Below are 16249 nucleotides of genomic sequence, written 5' to 3' on the forward strand. Positions count from 1 at the left end.
CGCTCCCGGTGTCGGAGGGGCGATCTACACTCGGAGGGACATGAGCTTCCTCTTCGATCCGAGCGACTCCCGCGCCACCCCGGTCATCGTCGGTCCCCCCGGCGGCCCCGGGGACGCGCCCCGCACCGACCCGGCGCACGAGCAGCTCGTCGCGGGGCTGAACCCCCAGCAGCGCGAGGCGGTCGAGTACCGCGGAGACGCGCTGCTCATCGTCGCGGGTGCGGGCTCGGGCAAGACCAGCGTCCTCACCCGGCGCATCGCGAGCCTCCTGGGCAACGGCGAGGCCTGGCCGAGCCAGATCCTCGCGATCACGTTCACCAACAAGGCCGCGGCCGAGATGCGCGAGCGCGTCGAGAAGCTGGTGGGGCAGAGCGCCGAGGGGATGTGGATCTCGACGTTCCACTCCGCGTGCGTGCGGATCCTGCGCCGCGAGGCCGAGAACTTCGGCATGACCAAGTCGTTCACGATCTACGACTCGGGCGATCAGCGCGCCCTGCTCAAGCGCATCGTGAAGGACCTCGAGGCCGACTCGCTCGGGATCACCGTCGCGAGCGCCTCCGCGAAGATCTCCAAGCTCAAGAACGAGCTCGCCGACGTCGACTCCTACGCCCGCACCGCGAACCTCAGCGACCCGAACGAGGAGATGTTCCTCCAGGTCTTCCGGGCCTACTCGCGGGCGCTCGAGGGGGCGAACGCGTTCGACTTCGACGACCTGATCGCGCAGACCGTCTACCTCTTCCGCGCCTTCCCGCACGTCGCCGCGAAGTACCAGCGGCGCTTCCGCCACGTGCTGGTCGACGAGTACCAGGACACGAACCACGCCCAGTACTCGCTGATCCACGAGCTGACCCGGCCCGTGCCGCCGGCGACGATGGCGGCGGCGCAGTTCGACCGCCCCTACCGCGGACCGGTCACGGCCGACGGCTCCATCCCGGGGGCCTCGCTCACCGTCGTCGGCGATTCGGACCAGTCCATCTACGCGTTCCGCGGCGCCGACATCCGCAACATCGTCGAGTTCGAGCGCGACTTCCGGGGCTGCCGCGTGATCCTGCTCGAGCAGAACTACCGCTCGACGCAGAACATCCTGTCGGCGGCCAACGCCGTCATCTCGAACAACTTCGACCGTCGCGCGAAGAACCTCTGGTCCTCCAGCGGCGACGGGGAGAAGATCGTCGGCTACACCGGTTACTCGGGTCACGACGAGGCGCAGTTCGTGGTCGACGAGATCGCCCGCCTGCACGCGGCGGGCACGGGCTACGACGAGATCGCGGTCTTCTACCGCACCAACGCGCAGACCCGCGCGCTGGAGGAGATCTTCATCCGCTCCGCGCTGCCCTACCGGATCCTGGGCGGCACGAAGTTCTACGAGCGCGCCGAGATCAAGGACGCCCTGGCGTACCTGATCACGGTGGCGAACCCGGCCGACGTGCTGGCGCTGCGGCGCATCATGAACACTCCGAAGCGGGGCATCGGCCCCGCGACGGAGGCGCAGCTGCAGTCGTTCGCCGACACCAACGCGGTGACCCTGCGCGAGGCGATGCGCAACGCCGGCTCACTCGGGATGGGCCCGAAGGTGACGAAGGCGATCGTCGACCTCGCGACCCTCCTCGACGAGTGCGCGCTGATGCTCGACCCCGCACGGGAGGGCGGCGAGGCGAAGGTGCACGAGGTGCTGACGGCGCTCCTCACCCGCAGCGGCTACCTCGACATGCTCCGCGCCAGCCGCGACCCGCAGGACGAGGCCCGCGCCGAGAACGTCGACGAGCTCATCGCCGTCACCAAGGAGTTCGCGCGCAACAACCCGGACGGCGGGCTCGTGGACTTCCTCACCGAGGTCTCGCTGGTCGCCGCGGCCGACGACCTCGACGACGACTCCGGCACCGTCTCGCTGATGACGCTGCACACGGCGAAGGGCCTCGAGTACGACGCCGTGTTCCTCACCGGCATCGAGGAGGACCTGCTCCCGCACCGCATCTCGGCGAACGAGCCCGGCGGCCCGGCCGAGGAGCGGCGGCTGTTCTACGTGGGGATCACCCGGGCCCGCAAGCGCCTCTACCTCTCGCTCGCGATGACCCGCGCGCAGTACGGCGAGACGTCGGTCGCGATGCCGAGCCGCTTCCTGCAGGAGATCCCGGGAGAGCTGATCCAGTGGCGCCAGTCGCCCGGCGCGGCGACCTCGCGCGGCGGTACGCAGCCCCGGGCCCTGAACGCTCAGCGGCCCGGCTTCGGCAAGTCGCGATCGAACACCGAGTTCCGGGAGGCGCTCGCCGCGGCGCCGAAGGCCAAGGGCGAGTTCCCGAACCGGATCACCGGCATGGTGCGCGACAACGGCGACCTCGAGCTGATCGCGGGCGACCGCATCCGGCACACCGACTTCGGTGAGGGGCGCGTGAACGCGGTGACGGGCGAGGGCTCGAAGCGCGTCGCGCACGTGCTCTTCGACCAGGTGGGCGCGAAGAAGCTGCTGATCAAGGTCGCGCCGATCGAGAAGATCTAGTCCGGTGGCGGCCGGATCGGCGGCCGCGCGGCTCGCGACGGAGGTGTTCTCCCCGGCGGTCCTCGCGGTGCTCGTGCCGGTCGTGGTCGGCGCGAGCGTCGCGGATCCGCCCCTGCTCGGCGTCGCCTGGGGAGCGCTCGCGGCGCTCTTCGTCGGCGTGGTGCCCTACCTCGTCATCCGCCTGCTGATGCGCACCGGCCGGATCCATGGCGACCATCACGTGCCCGACCGGCGCGAGCGGGCGCTGCCGATCGCGCTGGCGCTGGTGTCGATCGCGGCCGGCCTGGTACTGCTCGCCGTGCTCGGCGCTCCTGCCGCGGTGACCACGTTCGGCGTGGTGACGGTGGCCGTGGTGCTCGCCGTCGGCGTGGTCAACCTGGTCTGGAAGCTGTCCGGGCACGCGGCGGTGGTCGCCACCTGCGCCGTCGTCGTGCTGATCGCCTACGGACCGCTCTCCCTGCTGATCAGCGTGCCCATCGTCCTCTGGGTGCTCTGGTCGCGGGTGCGCCTCGGTGCGCACACCCCCGCTCAGGTCCTCGCGGGCGCCGCGGTCGGCACCGTCCTCGCCGGGACCGTCTGGTCCCTGCTCGGCTGACGTCCGTCCCTTCCCGTGTGCCCTCTGGTCGCCTTCCGCGAGATTCCACTCGAGTGGGAGGCACGCCGTGGCGGGCTCACCCGAGTGGCATCTCGCGAAAGGGGTCAGCCGGCGTAGCGCGCGACGAGCTCCCGCTTGAGGATCTTGCCGCTGGGCCCGAGCGGAAGGGCGTCGACGAACTCGACGCGGCGGGGGAACTTGAAGGCGGCGAGATGCTCGTTCGCGTAGGCGATCAGCTCCTCCGCGGTGGCGGTCGCCGACGGGGCGAGGATCACCGCGGCCATCACCTCCTGGCCGTGGCGCTCGTCCGGGATCCCGAAGACCGCCGCGTTCTGCACGGCCGGGTGCCCGATCAGCACCTCCTCGACCTCGCGCGGGTACACGTTGTAGCCGTTGCGGATGATCATGTCCTTCGTGCGGTCGAGGATGCGGATGTAGTCCTCCTCGTCCTTCGTGCCCAGGTCGCCGGTGCGGAACCAGCCGTCGATCACCGCCTCCGCGGTCGCCGCCGGGTTGCCGAGGTACCCCTTCATCAGGTTGTGCCCGCGCACCACGATCTCGCCGAGCTCGCCCCGGGGGAGCAGCTCGACGCGGTCGGTCACGTCGGGGCGGGCGACCTCGACCTCGACGCCCCAGATCGGCGTGCCGACCGTGCCCGGCCGCGGCGGGACTCCGACGTGGTTGAAGGTGGCGACCGGGGAGGTCTCGGTGAGCCCGTAGCCCTCGTAGATCTCGACGCCGAACACCTCGCGGAAGCGCTCGATCACGGCGACGGGCAGGGCGGCGCCTCCCGAGACCGCGTAGCGCAGCGGCGGCCGGTCCTCGCGCCGGGTCGCGGCGTCGAGCAGGGCGACGTACATCGTGGGCACGCCCTCGAAGACCGTGCAGCCGTGGGCGATCATCGCCTCGAGCGCGGCGTCGCCGTCGAACTTCGGCACCAGGACGACCGTCGCGGCGGTGCGGAAGGCCGTGTTCATCGCGCAGACCTGCCCGAAGGTGTGGAAGAGCGGCAGCGCCCCGAGCACCACGTCGCCGCGGTGCAGGTCGAACGTGTTCATCAGCAGCACGTCCGATTGCGAGACGATCGCGAAGTGCGTCCCCTCCGCCCCCTTCGGGCGGCCGGTGGTGCCGCTGGTGTAGAGGATCGTCGCCGTGTCGGAGGGGGAGCGGGGCACGTAGCCGTCGATCGGGGTCGCCTCCGCGGCGAGGTCCTCCAGGCGCGGTAGGGGCGAGGCGGTGCCGTCGGGCACCATCACGCTCAGCACGGGAACGTCGGCGAGGTCCGCTCCGGCGGCCCCCTCGGCGAGCAGCGGAGCGGCGCACACGAGCGCGACGGCTCCGGAGTCGCGCAGGACGTAGGCGATCTCGTCGTGCTTGAGCAGGGCGTGCACGGGGACCACCACGGCGCCGAGCGCGAGGACGGCGAAGTAGCCGCGGGGGAAGTCGGGGACGTTCGGGACGAGCAGGGCCACGCGGTCGCCCGGTCCGATCCCCTGGGCGCGCAGGGCTCCGGCGTAGGCACGGGTCTGCCGCCAGAGGGTCGCGTAGTCGACGGCCTGCTCGCCGACGCGGATGGCGATCGTGTCAGGGGTGCGCCGCGCCGCCTCCGCCAGGATGGCCGCGACGGAGAGGGTGCCGAAGCCGGCGGCGGGCGGGGGAGCGGCGGGGGCCTCGGCCGTGCGGGGTTCGGTGATGCTCATCAAGGCTCCAGTCGTCGTTGACCGCCGCGGCGGATGCCGGGTGCTTCACCGTAGATCCGCCGGGCGGCCGCGTCGAGCGATCCGCACCGGATGTTCAGCACGGACGGGCGGGGAGTGCGCATCCCGGCGCCGAGCGGAAGGGGGTGCGGGAGGCGCGGGCGGCTGCCTACAGTCGGACTGCTGCGGCCCGGTTCCGCGGGTCGGACGACGGGAGGCGCGATGCGCGGCGAGGCGACGCTCTACACGGATGCGGTGGTGACGGCTCCGTTCGCCCTCGCGGTGATCGCAGAGGCGACCGGCTCGCGAGTGGTCGGCGCGCGGACCGCGGACGCGCACGTCCCGCTCTACAGCGGTCCGACGAGCGCGCGGGTCGAGATCGCGGGGTTCGGCGACAGCGTGCCGGTCACCGTCGACGTGCGCGACGAGCGCGGGATCGACGAGGCGCGTGCGGCCGCGCAGGCGCTCGGGCTGGAGCTCGCCGCCTACGCGGGCTGGGAGGTCGTGGCCGGCTTCTGAGCGTCGCGTCGGACCCGGGCGAGGTAGTAGCGGCTGGGCGCCGTCCTCACGATCGCGGGAAGCAGGCGGTAGACGGCGAAGGTGCGCGAGAGCGCCCGCTCGAACCGCGCCTCCTGCCGTGCGGTCCAGTGGAAGCCGAAGGGCTCGCGGAGCGCCGCCGGGAGCAGACCGGCGGTGATCAGGCGGAGGTAGGGGCCGAGCGGGCGCAGGTACCAGGCGGCGATGCTCGGGCCCAGCAGGTCGTGGGCGACCCGGCGGGCCGCGGGCGTGACCTCGAGGCGCTCCAGCTCCCGCTCCCAGTAGGCGTCGAACGCGGTGCGGGAGTCGGGCCAGAGGTCCGCGGGCATCTGCAGGGCCGCGCCGACGACGACGGAGCGGCGCACGATGTCGCCCGCCTCCTCCTCGCTCAGCGCACCGAAGGCGCCCTCGTAGAGCTGCAGCATCGACTGGGTGAGCGTCGCCGCGACCCAGCGCTGCAGCTCCGGGTCGAAGGCCGTGTAGCCGGGGCCGCGCACGGGCACGTGCGCCCTGTTCACGCGGCGGCGGACGGCGCGGACGTCCTCGGGAGTGCCGTAGTGCAGGACATAGAGGTAGGAGAGCGTCCCGTGCAGGCGGTTCACGGCCCGGTGCACGAAGTCGGAGTGGTCGGCGACGCCCTGCCCGACCGCCGGGTGCGCGATCTGGAGGAGGATCGCGCGCGCCCCCGCCAGCAGGAACACGCCCTCGCGGAAGACGTCCGGGGTGCGGGTGGCCGACGACATGGCTCCACGCTACGCGGGAGCGGCGGGCGGAGGAGGGGCCGGTGACCCCCGGCGGGCGTCCGGCGGGCGCGGAGCGACCGCACGGGAAGCCCGCGGCGGGTGCGGAGTAGACTCGGCGCGGCCCAGGGACAGTGCCGAGACTCCGGCGTCGTCCGGGCCACCTCGAACTCGAAACGCAAGCGCGCTCGGCGCGGAATGGGAATGCAGCGTGGATCTCTTCGAATACCAGGCCCGTGATCTGTTCGAGAAGTACGGCGTCCCCGTGCTCCCGGGCATCGTCGCCGACACGCCGGAGGAGGTGCGCGCCGCGGCGGAGAAGCTGGGCGGCGTCACCGTCGTCAAGGCGCAGGTCAAGATCGGCGGCCGCGGCAAGGCGGGCGGCGTGAAGGTCGCGAAGACCCCCGAGGACGCTTTCGCCGCGGCGCAGTCGATCCTCGGCCTCGACATCAAGGGCCACGTCGTCAAGCGCGTCATGGTCGCCGGCGGTGCGCGCATCGACCGCGAGTTCTACTTCTCGGTGCTGCTGGACCGGGCCAACCGCTCCTACCTCTCGCTCACCTCCTACGAGGGCGGCATGGAGATCGAGCAGCTCGCCGTCGAGCGCCCCGACGCCCTCGCGCGCGTCGAGGTCGTCCCCGGCCAGGGCATCGACCAGGCCAAGGCCGAGGAGATCGCCCGCGCGGCGAAGTTCCCGGAGGAGCTGATCGCCAAGGTCGCGCCCGTCCTGGTGAAGCTCTACGACGTCTACACCGGCGAGGACGCCACGCTCGTCGAGGTGAACCCGCTCGTGCTCACCGAGGAGGGCGACATCGTCGCGCTCGACGGCAAGGTCTCGCTCGACGAGAACGCCGGCTTCCGCCACGCGGACCACGCCGCGCTCGAGGACAAGGACGCCGCCGACCCGCTCGAGGCGAAGGCCAAGGAGAACGACCTCAACTACGTGAAGCTCGACGGCGAGGTCGGCATCATCGGCAACGGCGCGGGCCTGGTCATGTCGACCCTCGACGTCGTCGCCTACGCCGGAGAGAGGCACAACGGCGTGAAGCCGGCCAACTTCCTCGACATCGGCGGCGGAGCCTCCGCCCAGGTGATGGCGAACGGCCTCGACGTGATCCTCGGCGACGAGCAGGTCAAGAGCGTCTTCGTCAACGTCTTCGGCGGCATCACCGCGTGCGACGCGGTCGCCAACGGCATCCTCCAGGCGCTCGAGATCCTCGGCGACTCGGCCACGAAGCCGCTCGTCGTCCGCCTCGACGGCAACAAGGTCGAGGAGGGCCGCGCGATCCTCCAGGCCGCCGCCAACCCGCTCATCACGCTCGCCGCGACCATGGACGAGGGCGCCGACAAGGCCGCCGAACTCGCCGCCGCGTAACGGACCCGACGACTCAAGGAATCAGAGAACAAGCATGTCGATCTTCCTCACCAAGGACTCCAAGGTCATCGTCCAGGGCATCACCGGCGGCGAGGGCACCAAGCACACCGCGCTGATGCTCAAGGCCGGCACGAACGTGGTCGGCGGCGTCAACGCCCGCAAGGCCGGCACGACCGTCACCCACGGCGACGTCGAGCTCCCCGTCTTCGGCACCGTGAAGGAGGCGATGGAGGCCACCGGCGCCGACGTCTCCATCGCATTCGTGCCGCCCGCCTTCTCGAAGGACGCCGTCATCGAGGCGATCGACGCCGAGATCGGCCTCCTCGTCGTCATCACCGAGGGCATCCCGGTGCAGGACTCCGCGGAGTTCTGGGCGTACGCGCAGGAGAAGGGGAACAAGACGCGGATCATCGGCCCCAACTGCCCCGGCATCATCACGCCGGGCGAGTCGCTCGTGGGCATCACCCCCGCGACGATCACCGGCAAGGGCCCGATCGGCCTCGTCTCGAAGTCGGGCACCCTGACCTACCAGATGATGTACGAGCTGCGCGACCTGGGCTTCTCGACCGCGATCGGCATCGGCGGCGACCCGATCATCGGCACGACACACATCGACGCGCTCGCCGCGTTCGAGGCCGACCCCGAGACGAAGGCGATCGTGATGATCGGCGAGATCGGCGGCGACGCCGAGGAGCGCGCCGCGGACTTCATCAAGGCGAACGTCACGAAGCCCGTCGTCGGCTACGTCGCGGGCTTCACCGCCCCCGAGGGCAAGACGATGGGCCACGCCGGCGCCATCGTCTCCGGCTCGGCCGGCACCGCGCAGGCCAAGAAGGAGGCCCTCGAGGCTGCGGGCGTGAAGGTCGGCAAGACGCCCTCCGAGACGGCCGCCCTGCTCCGCGAGGTCTACGCGGCGCTCTAGCGCCCGTCCTCCCCGCACCACCGTCGGAACGGACGGTGCCCCTGCTCCGGCGGGCGGCGCCGTCCGTTCCGTCGTCGGGGCGGGTCCGGCCGGAGTAGCGTCGCAGCGTGACCCGCCGCCTCGGACTCGACCTGCTGACCTTCGTGCCGTACCCGGAGGGCCCCGAGCAGCCCGGCGACGCCGCGCGGAGCCTCGAGGACGGGCTGGCCCTGCTCGAGCTCGCCGAGGATCTCGGCTACGGCACCGGCTGGGTCCGCGTGCGGCACTTCGAGCGCTACCTCGCGTCTCCGATGACCTTCTTCGCGGCCGTCTCCCAGCGGACCCGCCGCCTCCGCCTCGGGACCGCGGTCATCGGCGCCCGCTACGAGTCGCCCGTGCGCCTCGCCGAGGACGCCGCGACCGTGGACCTGCTCTCGGGCGGACGCCTCGACCTCGGCGTCAGCAGCGGCTTCGCGCATCTCTCCTCCGTCTTCGACGGGGTAATCGGGCAGGCCGAGCGCGACTTCCGCGAGGAGGCGCAGGAGCGCATCGCGCGACTCCGCGAGGCGCTCTCGGGCGCCGTGCTCGGCGTCGCGGAGTCGGCCCTGATGTCGGTCCCGGTCGGCGCTCCGCTGGTTCAGCAGCCGCACGCGCCCGGCCTCGCCGACCGGCTCTGGTACGGGGCGGGAACGGTGTCCTCCGCGGTCCGGGCAGGCGAGCAGGGCATGCACCTGCAGGTGTCCACGCTCAACACGGAGGAGACGGGCCTGCCGTTCGCCGAGCAGCAGGCGGTGCAGATCCGCGCCTACCGCGAGGCCTTCGCCGCAGCGCACCCGGGGCGCACGTCGAGGGTGACGGCGGGCCGGATCGTGCTGCCGCTGCTCGACGCCGCCGACGAGGAGGCGCACCGCCCCTTCATCGAGGGCTACCTCGCGCGGATGGACGACGAGGGCCGCCCCCGCACGGCCGACCGGTCGATCATCGCCGCCCCGATGCGGTTCAGCCCCCTCCACGTCGGGAGCCCGGAGCGGATCGTCGCATCGCTCGCCGCGGATCCGGCGCTCGCGGAGGCGGACGCGCTCACGGTGACGCTCCCGGCGGTCGGCGGGGTGGAGTCGCACCGGCGCATCCTGCGCGCCGTCGCCGAGCGCATCGCCCCGCAGCTGGGCTGGACGCCCGGCGCTTGAGGATCAGCGCCGCGCGAGCAGTGCCCGGACGGGCCGCTGCAGCAGGAGCAGGAGCAGCCACCAGAGCCCGACCGACGGGACCAGCAGCGCCAGCGCCAGTGCGACGAGGAGCAGCGCGAAGGGCAGCGGGGCGGGCGCGAGCGGCAGGGGCCCTGCGCCGGGCCGCCTGAGCTCCGGGTGCCGGGAGAGGCGCAGCTCGATCAGGACCAGCGCCCCGCTCATCGCGGCCATCGTGCCGATGTAGAGCCCGATCGTCGCCCGGGAGTCCGGGAACAGCGCCAGCGCGCTCGTCGAGAACGGGAAGAACGCCAGCGCGGCCAGCCAGAGCAGGTCCAGCCACACCAGGGCGCCGTCGTAGTCCCCGGCGATCTCGAAGACGCGCTGGTGGGGGATCCAGAAGACGGCGATGACCGCGAAGGAGAGCGCGAAGGCGAGGACCGAGTCCAGGTGCTCCGCGAGCAGCGCCGGGACTCCGCCGCCCTCCCGGGCGACCTCGGGAGCCAGCTGCACCAGCGGCAGGACGAGGACGGTGATGGCGATGGCGGCGGTCGCGTCCGAGAAGTTGACGAGCCGGTCGAGCCCGCGCTCCGTCCGGCGGTGGGCCGCTCGTCCCCCGGGGCGACCGCGGTGCACCAGGCGCTCGATCGGACCCGAGAGCAGGAGCAGCAGGAGCGCGAACATGTTGACGGCCGGCACGGCGACGGCGAGCACGAGGGCCGCGAGGAGGACGCTGATCACGATCAGCGACCTCGAGAGGGAGCGCCGCGGTTCCGCCCCCGGGGCCAGGAGATCCGGGTCGCGGCGCACGATGAGCTGCATCGCGAGGGTCGCCGCGCTCGCCGCGATCATCGTGCCGATGTAGAGCGCGATGACGCTGCCGTCGGTGTCGAGCACGTTCGAGATCAGGTTCGCCGCGAAGGGGAGCAGCACGACCGCGGCCAGCCAGACGAAGTTCGCGACGACGAGCGCGGGCGAGTACCGGGCCACGCCCTCGAAGACGGAGTGGTGGACCGCCCACAGCCGCCCGATCACGGCGAACGTGATGAAGAAGGCGGAGAGGGTGCCGTAGTGACCTGTGAGGAGGGACCCCAGATCGGCCGCGCGGCCCTCCTCGACCACGTCGACCAGGGGGAGGACGAGGAACGTGATGGCGATGGCGACGACGGCGTCGGAGAAGTTCACGAGGCGGTCCAGGCCGCGCTCCGTCCGTGCGTCCGAGGTCCCCGTCATGGCTCCGACACTAGAGGGCCGGGCGGCGCGCCCCTGACCCGCCTCCGAGCGCGCCGCCGCTAGGCTCGTCAGGCCCATGAACCGGATCACCGTCGCCCTCCTCGCCGCCTTCGACGCCGCGCTGTCGGCGCTGATCGGGATCGCGATCCCGCTCGTCCCGCTGACCGTCCTCTGGGCCGTGCAGTACGACACGACGGTCGACTTCGGCGTGTTCTGGCGGGTCGCCGCCGACGCCTGGCTGCTCGGCCACGGGGCCGACCTGCAGGCGGCGCTGGCCCCCGACTCCGCCCTCGCCGTGGCGCTGCCCGGAGGCGCGGACGCCTTCCCGGTGACGATCGCTCCGTTGGCGTTCGCACTCCTCACCGTGCTGCTCGGCGCGCGCACCGGCCGCCGCGCCCAGGAGTCGCCGTTCCGGGCCATCGGCGTCCTCGTCGCGATCGCGACCTACCTGGCGATCGCGCTCCTGGTCTCGCTCGGATCCGCGGACCCGGCCGCCACCGTCGATCCCCTGCAGGGGACGCTGCTGCCGCCGCTCGTCTTCGCGCTGGGGGTGCTCGTCGGAGCAGCGCTCCACTCCGCCCGCAGCGACGAGGCCGACCCCCTCGGCGAGCTGGCCGCCTCCGCGCTCGACCGCGTCCCCGCGCCGGGGCCCGGGCTCGTCCTCGCGTCGCTGCGCGGGGGAGCGCTCGCCGCGGCGGGCGTGGTCGGCGTCGCGGCGGTGCTCATCGCCGTGCTGCTGGTCGTGCACTACACCTCGGTCGTAGCGCTCTACGAGAGCCTGGGCGCCGAGGCGCTCGGCGGCCTGGCCCTCACTCTCGGGCAGCTGGCGTTCCTCCCGAACCTGGTGATCTGGGCGGCGAGCTGGCTGATCGGCCCGGGCTTCGCCCTCGGCACCGGCTCCTCCGTGAGCGCGGCCGGAACGCTGCTCGGACCGATCCCGTCGATCCCGGTCCTCGCCGCACTGCCCGCAGGGGACTCGGCCTTCGGCTTCCTCGGGCTGCTCGTGCCGCTGCTCGCCGGGTTCGCCGCGGGATGGCGGCTGCGGCGCGGCGTGATCGAGGCGCTCGACGGACGCTCGCTGCTGCGCTGGGGCGCCGCCGCGGCCGGCGGGATCGGCGTGGTCGGCGGCCTGCTGCTCGGGCTCCTCGCCTGGTTCTCGGCGGGCGCCGCCGGGCCCGGGCGGCTCGCCCAGGTGGGCCCGGACCCGCTCGTCGTCGGGGCGGTCGCCGCCCTCGAGCTCGCGCTGGCCGCGGGCCTGGGCCTCGCCGCGGGCCGCAGCCGACGCGGCTGACGCCGGCGGAGGCGTCCCCCTAGACTTGCGCAGTGCTGAAGTTGGTCGTGCTCCTCTCCGGCGGCGGATCGAACCTCCGCGCCCTGCTGGACGCCACCGGCGACGAGGGCTTCCCCGCCCACATCGTCGCGGTCGGCAGCGACACCGACGCCGAGGGCTTCCGCCACGCCGAGGAGCGCGGAGTCCCCGCCTTCACGGTCGCGCCGCGCGACTTCTCCTCCCGCGACGAGTGGGGCGCCGCCCTGCTCGGGCGCATCCGGGAGTGGGAGCCCGACCTCGTCGTCTGCGCGGGCTTCATGCGCATCCTGCCGCGCGTGGTGGTGGACGCGCTCAGCCCGCGGATGATCAACACGCATCCCGCCCTGCTGCCCCTCTTCCCCGGCGCCCACGCCGTCCGCGACGCCCTCGCCGCCGGCGCGACCGAGACCGGCGTCACCGTGCACGTGATCGACACCGGCGTCGATACGGGACCCGTCATCGCCCAGGAGAGCCTCGCCGTGCTCCCCGGCGAGAGCGAGGACGCGCTGCACGAGCGCATCAAGACCATCGAGCGTCGCCTGCTGGTGCAGACGGTGCTCGACATCGCCCACGGAACCGTCGACCTCGAGGAGCTCGCCCGCGCATGAGCATCACCGCCCACGATCCCAGCAGCTACGACGACCGCGACCGGGTCCCCGTCCGCCGGGCGCTGATCTCGGTCAGCGACAAGACCGGCCTGCTCGAGCTCGGAGCGGCGCTCGCCGCGGCCGGCGTCGAGCTCGTCTCCACCGGCTCGACCGCAGCGACCCTCCGCGGCGCCGGCCACGAGGTCACCGACGTCTCGGCCGTCACCGGGTTCCCGGAGTCGCTCGACGGCCGCGTGAAGACGCTGCACCCGGCCGTGCACGCGGGCATCCTCGCCGACCTGAGGCTCGCCTCGCACCGCGAGCAGCTGGAGCAGCTCGACATCGCCGCGTTCGAGCTGGTCGTGGTGAACCTGTACCCGTTCCGCGAGACCGTCGCCGGCGGCGCCGACCCGGCGACCGTGGTCGAGAACATCGACATCGGGGGCCCGGCCCTCGTCCGCGCCTCCGCGAAGAACCACGCGAACGTCGCGATCGTCGTCGACCCGGCCGACTACTCCGGGATCGCGACCGCCCTCGCCGACGGCGGCACGACGCTCGCCGCGCGCCGCACCCTGGCGGCCCGCGCCTTCGCGCACACCGCCTCCTACGACTCCGCCGTCGCCGCCTGGTTCGCCGGGCAGGAGGCGGCCGAGGGCGTCGAGGGCTCGGTCGAGATCCGCGGGACCCTGCAGCAGGTCCTCCGCTACGGCGAGAACTCGCACCAGAAGGCGGCCCTCTACGTCTCTCCCGACGGCACCGGCATCGCGCAGGCGACACAGCTGCACGGCAAGGAGATGTCCTACAACAACTACGTCGACGCCGACGCGGCCGTCCGCGCGGCGTACGACTTCGTACTGCCCGCCGTCGCGATCATCAAGCACGCGAACCCGTGCGGCATCGCGATCGCGAGCTCGAAGGCGATCGACCCCATCGCCTCCGCCCACCGCCGCGCCCACGAGTGCGACCCGGTGTCGGCCTTCGGCGGCGTCATCGCCGCGAACCGGCCCGTCACCCTCGCCATGGCCGAGACGGTGAAGGAGATCTTCACCGAGGTGCTCGTCGCCCCCGGCTTCGAGCCCGAGGCGCTCGAGGTGCTGAAGACCAAGAAGAACCTGCGCCTGCTGCAGCTCCCCGACTTCTACGCCCCCGTCGAGCGCGAGTTCAAGCAGATCTCCGGCGGCCTGCTGCTGCAGGAGCCGGACCGCTTCATCGGCGGCCCCGGCGAGGTCAGCTCCGGCTGGCAGCTCGTCGCCGGCGAGCCCGCCGACGCCGACACGATGCTCGACCTCGAGTTCGCGTGGAAGGCCTGCCGCGCCGTCAAGTCGAACGCGATCCTCCTCGCCAAGGGCGGCGCCTCCGTCGGCGTCGGCATGGGCCAGGTCAACCGCGTCGACTCCTGCCACCTCGCCGTCACCCGCGCCGGCGACCGCGCCCCCGGCTCCGTCGCCGCCTCCGACGCGTTCTTCCCCTTCGCTGACGGCCTCGAGGTGCTCCTCGCCGCCGGCGTGAAGGCCGTCGTCCAGCCCGGCGGGTCCGTCCGCGACGCCGAGGTCATCGACGCGGCCGCCCGCGCCGGCGTCACGATGTACACGACGGGGGAGCGGCACTTCTTCCACTGAGTGACGGGCGCTCCGCGCCCGTCACTCAGTGGAAGAAGTGGTGTTCGATCGCCCCGCCGCTCCCTGCGCGGCGGGGCGCGGTCGGCTTCGCGACGGGGTGCGTTCCGTAGAGCGGGGTGCGTCGCCGACCGCGGGAATCGCTTGGCACGCGATCCCCGCCGAACCGGCTCTGCCTTGCGGTGCTCGTCTTCCCCGCCGCTCCCTGCGCGGCGGGGCGCGGTCGGCTCGGCGACGGTGTGCGTTCCGTGGAGCGGGGTGCGTCGCCGGTCGCGGGAATCGCTTGGCACGCGATTCCCGCTGAACCGGCTCTGCCTTGCGGTGCTCGTCTTCCCGGCCGCATCCTGCGGGGCGCGGTCGGCTTCGCGATGTGAGGCGTTACAGAGAGCGGGGGCGTCGTGGATCGCGGGAATCGCTGGGCACGGGACGCCGCTGAAACCGCTCTGCGGTGCGGCGGGCGGCTCTTAGGGGGCTGCTAGGGGATCGACAGGCGAGGCGCGGGCGGGGGCGCGTAGGGTCACCGGGTGCCTTCCGACTCGACGCCCGCGTCCACTCCCGACACCCCGACCGCCGCGACCACGATCGCCCCGAACCGGGACCGCGCGCCCGGGACGGGCCGCCGGATCCTCGTCGCGCTGCTCGCCGCCGCGGCGACCGCGCTCGTGGCGCACCTCGCCAACCTGCTGGCCTTCTTCATCGGCAACCAGCTGCAGCCCGGCTCCATCCCGCAGGTCAACGCCTACTTCCTGCTCTCGAGCGTGCTCGGCTTCGTGGTCGTCCTCGTCCTCGCCGTCGCGGGGATGCTCGGACGCACCTGGAGCGCCGCCCTCGCGGGACTCGTCGCGGGTGTGGTCGGAGCCGTGTTCGGCACGCTCGTCCAAGCCAGCGCCACCGGCGAGGCCGTCACGGGCGCCGTCTGGGCCTCCATCTTCCAGACCTTCGCCGGACTCAACCTCGTCTTCCTGCTCGCGTTCACCGTCTCGGCGGCGAGCGTCGGCCGCGCGCTCTGGAACCGCCTCCGCACCACGGGCGCGCCGGCCGCCGTCGTCACCGACCGCCGCATCGCGATCGTCCGGGCCCCGGCCGCCGACCTCTCGGCGGGCGAGCTCACCCACCTCGAGCGCGTCCCCGTCGACCAGCAGCGCGCCCAGCAGCAGTGGGAGGCGTACGTCGACCTGCTCGAGCGGGCCGGCTGGGAGACGGTCGAGGCCGCACCGGCGCCCGGACTCGCCGACTCCGTCTTCCTCGAGGACGCGGTCGTCGTCTTCGGCGACCACGCCGTGATCGCCCGGTCCGGAGCGGAGTCCCGCCGCGGAGAGACGGCAGGCGCCGAGGAGGCCGTCCGCGCCCTCGGCCTGACGGTCGACCGCATCGAGGAGCCGGGCACGCTCGACGGCGGCGACGTCCTCAAGGTGGGATCGACGGTCTACGTCGGCCGCGGAGGCCGGACCGACGCGGCGGGGGTAGCCCAGCTGCGCGCGATCCTCCGCCCCCGCGGGTACGACGTCGTCGCGGTCCCGCTGACCAAGGTGCTGCACCTCAAGAGCGCCGTGACCGCGCTGCCCGACGGCACGGTCATCGGCTGGGAGCCGGTCGTCGACGAGCCGCGCCTGTTCCCCTCCTTCCTGCCGATGCCCGAGGAGGCGGGCGCCCACGTGGTCGTCCTCGACGACGACACCCTCCTGATGGCCGCCTCCGCTCCCCGGAGCGCCGAGCTGCTGCGGAGCCTGGGCTACCGCGTCCTCACCGTGGACGTCTCGGAGTTCGAGAAGCTCGAGGGCTGCGTCACCTGCCTCTCGGTCCGCGTCCGCTGACGGCGGAGGCGGGGGGAACCGCCGGATCGCGGCGGCCGCTGGACGGAGCACATAGCCCGGGTATAGCCTTCAAGGCTGCCCGGAGCTCTCCGGCCCGGTGGCACCTCCCGCCTCCCCGCCCACCCGGCAGGGGAGGCGGGAGGTGCCACCGGGCCGGAGAGCTC

13 protein-coding genes are annotated in these 16249 nt (G+C 72.9%); 10 read left to right on the forward strand and 3 right to left on the reverse strand.

Features of this window, described 5'->3' with window-relative positions:
• Nucleotides 1-40: 40 nt before the first annotated feature.
• Complete coding sequence (locus C5C71_RS13945) at nucleotides 41-2497, forward strand: ATP-dependent helicase (RefSeq protein ID WP_104337896.1); 2457 nt, start codon at nucleotides 41-43, stop codon at nucleotides 2495-2497.
• Between the two features lie 4 nt (nucleotides 2498-2501).
• The gene (locus tag C5C71_RS13950) at nucleotides 2502-3092 is read left to right on the forward strand and encodes a phosphatase PAP2 family protein (protein ID WP_104337897.1); all 591 of its coding nucleotides are present in this window, start codon (nucleotides 2502-2504) and stop codon (nucleotides 3090-3092) included.
• Nucleotides 3093-3196: 104 nt separating this feature from the next.
• Here C5C71_RS13950 and C5C71_RS13955 read toward each other — a convergent pair whose 3' ends face one another.
• On the reverse strand, nucleotides 3197-4792 hold the full coding sequence (locus tag C5C71_RS13955; RefSeq protein WP_104234174.1) for a long-chain fatty acid--CoA ligase: 1596 nt from the start codon (nucleotides 4790-4792) through the stop codon (nucleotides 3197-3199).
• A gap of 219 nt (nucleotides 4793-5011) precedes the next feature.
• Here C5C71_RS13955 and C5C71_RS13960 point away from each other — a divergent pair, with 219 nt between their 5' ends.
• Nucleotides 5012-5308 carry a hypothetical protein gene (locus tag C5C71_RS13960; protein WP_104224926.1) on the forward strand — a complete coding sequence of 99 codons (297 nt, stop codon included), beginning with the start codon at nucleotides 5012-5014 and terminating at the stop codon, nucleotides 5306-5308.
• Here C5C71_RS13960 and C5C71_RS13965 read toward each other — a convergent pair.
• Entirely contained in the window at nucleotides 5275-6069 is a 795-nt protein-coding gene (locus C5C71_RS13965) for an oxygenase MpaB family protein (RefSeq protein ID WP_104337898.1), read from the reverse strand. The genes C5C71_RS13960 and C5C71_RS13965 overlap by 34 nt on opposite strands.
• Before the next feature lie 208 nt (nucleotides 6070-6277).
• On the opposite strand from C5C71_RS13965, the gene sucC reads away from it, so the two are divergent.
• The 3 genes from sucC to C5C71_RS13980 all read left to right on the forward strand — a co-directional run bounded on the left by sucC (nucleotide 6278) and on the right by C5C71_RS13980 (nucleotide 9529).
• Nucleotides 6278-7441: an ADP-forming succinate--CoA ligase subunit beta gene (gene sucC / locus C5C71_RS13970; protein ID WP_104224928.1), complete on the forward strand. Its 1164-nt coding sequence runs from the start codon at nucleotides 6278-6280 to the stop codon at nucleotides 7439-7441.
• A 34-nt stretch (nucleotides 7442-7475) separates the two neighbouring features.
• Nucleotides 7476-8363: a succinate--CoA ligase subunit alpha gene (gene sucD, locus C5C71_RS13975; RefSeq protein ID WP_104224929.1), complete on the forward strand. Its 888-nt coding sequence runs from the start codon at nucleotides 7476-7478 to the stop codon at nucleotides 8361-8363.
• A gap of 107 nt (nucleotides 8364-8470) precedes the next feature.
• Nucleotides 8471-9529 carry an LLM class flavin-dependent oxidoreductase gene (locus C5C71_RS13980; RefSeq protein WP_104337899.1) on the forward strand — a complete coding sequence of 353 codons (1059 nt, stop codon included), beginning with the start codon at nucleotides 8471-8473 and terminating at the stop codon, nucleotides 9527-9529.
• Between the two features lie 3 nt (nucleotides 9530-9532).
• Here the strand turns inward: C5C71_RS13980 and C5C71_RS13985 are convergent, their stop codons facing one another.
• A complete protein-coding gene (locus C5C71_RS13985) occupies nucleotides 9533-10759 on the reverse strand; it encodes a TMEM175 family protein (protein ID WP_181065716.1) in 1227 nt (408 codons plus the stop codon).
• A gap of 76 nt (nucleotides 10760-10835) precedes the next feature.
• Here C5C71_RS13985 and C5C71_RS13990 point away from each other — a divergent pair, with 76 nt between their 5' ends.
• The 4 genes from C5C71_RS13990 (at nucleotide 10836) to ddaH (ending at nucleotide 16085) form a co-directional block, all read left to right on the forward strand.
• Complete coding sequence (locus tag C5C71_RS13990; RefSeq protein ID WP_104327992.1) at nucleotides 10836-12050, forward strand: DUF6350 family protein; 1215 nt, start codon at nucleotides 10836-10838, stop codon at nucleotides 12048-12050.
• Nucleotides 12051-12082: 32 nt separating this feature from the next.
• Nucleotides 12083-12676: a phosphoribosylglycinamide formyltransferase gene (purN, locus tag C5C71_RS13995; RefSeq protein WP_104337901.1), complete on the forward strand. Its 594-nt coding sequence runs from the start codon at nucleotides 12083-12085 to the stop codon at nucleotides 12674-12676.
• A complete protein-coding gene (gene purH, locus C5C71_RS14000) occupies nucleotides 12673-14274 on the forward strand; it encodes a bifunctional phosphoribosylaminoimidazolecarboxamide formyltransferase/IMP cyclohydrolase (RefSeq protein ID WP_104251068.1) in 1602 nt (533 codons plus the stop codon). The genes purN and purH overlap by 4 nt, the downstream gene beginning before the upstream one ends.
• Before the next feature lie 521 nt (nucleotides 14275-14795).
• Nucleotides 14796-16085: a dimethylargininase gene (gene ddaH, locus C5C71_RS18085; RefSeq protein ID WP_308470801.1), complete on the forward strand. Its 1290-nt coding sequence runs from the start codon at nucleotides 14796-14798 to the stop codon at nucleotides 16083-16085.
• The last annotated feature ends 164 nt before the right edge of the window (nucleotides 16086-16249 follow it).

It is taken from the genome of Rathayibacter sp. AY1C1 (genome assembly GCF_002932105.1).
Lineage (GTDB): Bacteria > Actinomycetota > Actinomycetes > Actinomycetales > Microbacteriaceae > Rathayibacter.

Bases quoted from the DNA above. Each gene is read 5' to 3' on its own strand.
- C5C71_RS13945 (WP_104337896.1), top strand. From the start codon at position 41: ATGAGCTTCCTCTTCGATCCGAGCGACTCCCGCGCCACCCCGGTCATC.
- C5C71_RS13955 (WP_104234174.1), bottom strand. From the start codon at position 4,792: ATGAGCATCACCGAACCCCGCACGGCCGAGGCCCCCGCCGCTCCCCCG.
- C5C71_RS13960 (WP_104224926.1), top strand. From the start codon at position 5,012: ATGCGCGGCGAGGCGACGCTCTACACGGATGCGGTGGTGACGGCTCCG.
- C5C71_RS13965 (WP_104337898.1), bottom strand. From the start codon at position 6,069: ATGTCGTCGGCCACCCGCACCCCGGACGTCTTCCGCGAGGGCGTGTTC.
- sucD (WP_104224929.1), top strand. From the start codon at position 7,476: ATGTCGATCTTCCTCACCAAGGACTCCAAGGTCATCGTCCAGGGCATC.
- C5C71_RS13985 (WP_181065716.1), bottom strand. From the start codon at position 10,759: ATGACGGGGACCTCGGACGCACGGACGGAGCGCGGCCTGGACCGCCTC.
- C5C71_RS13990 (WP_104327992.1), top strand. From the start codon at position 10,836: ATGAACCGGATCACCGTCGCCCTCCTCGCCGCCTTCGACGCCGCGCTG.
- purH (WP_104251068.1), top strand. From the start codon at position 12,673: ATGAGCATCACCGCCCACGATCCCAGCAGCTACGACGACCGCGACCGG.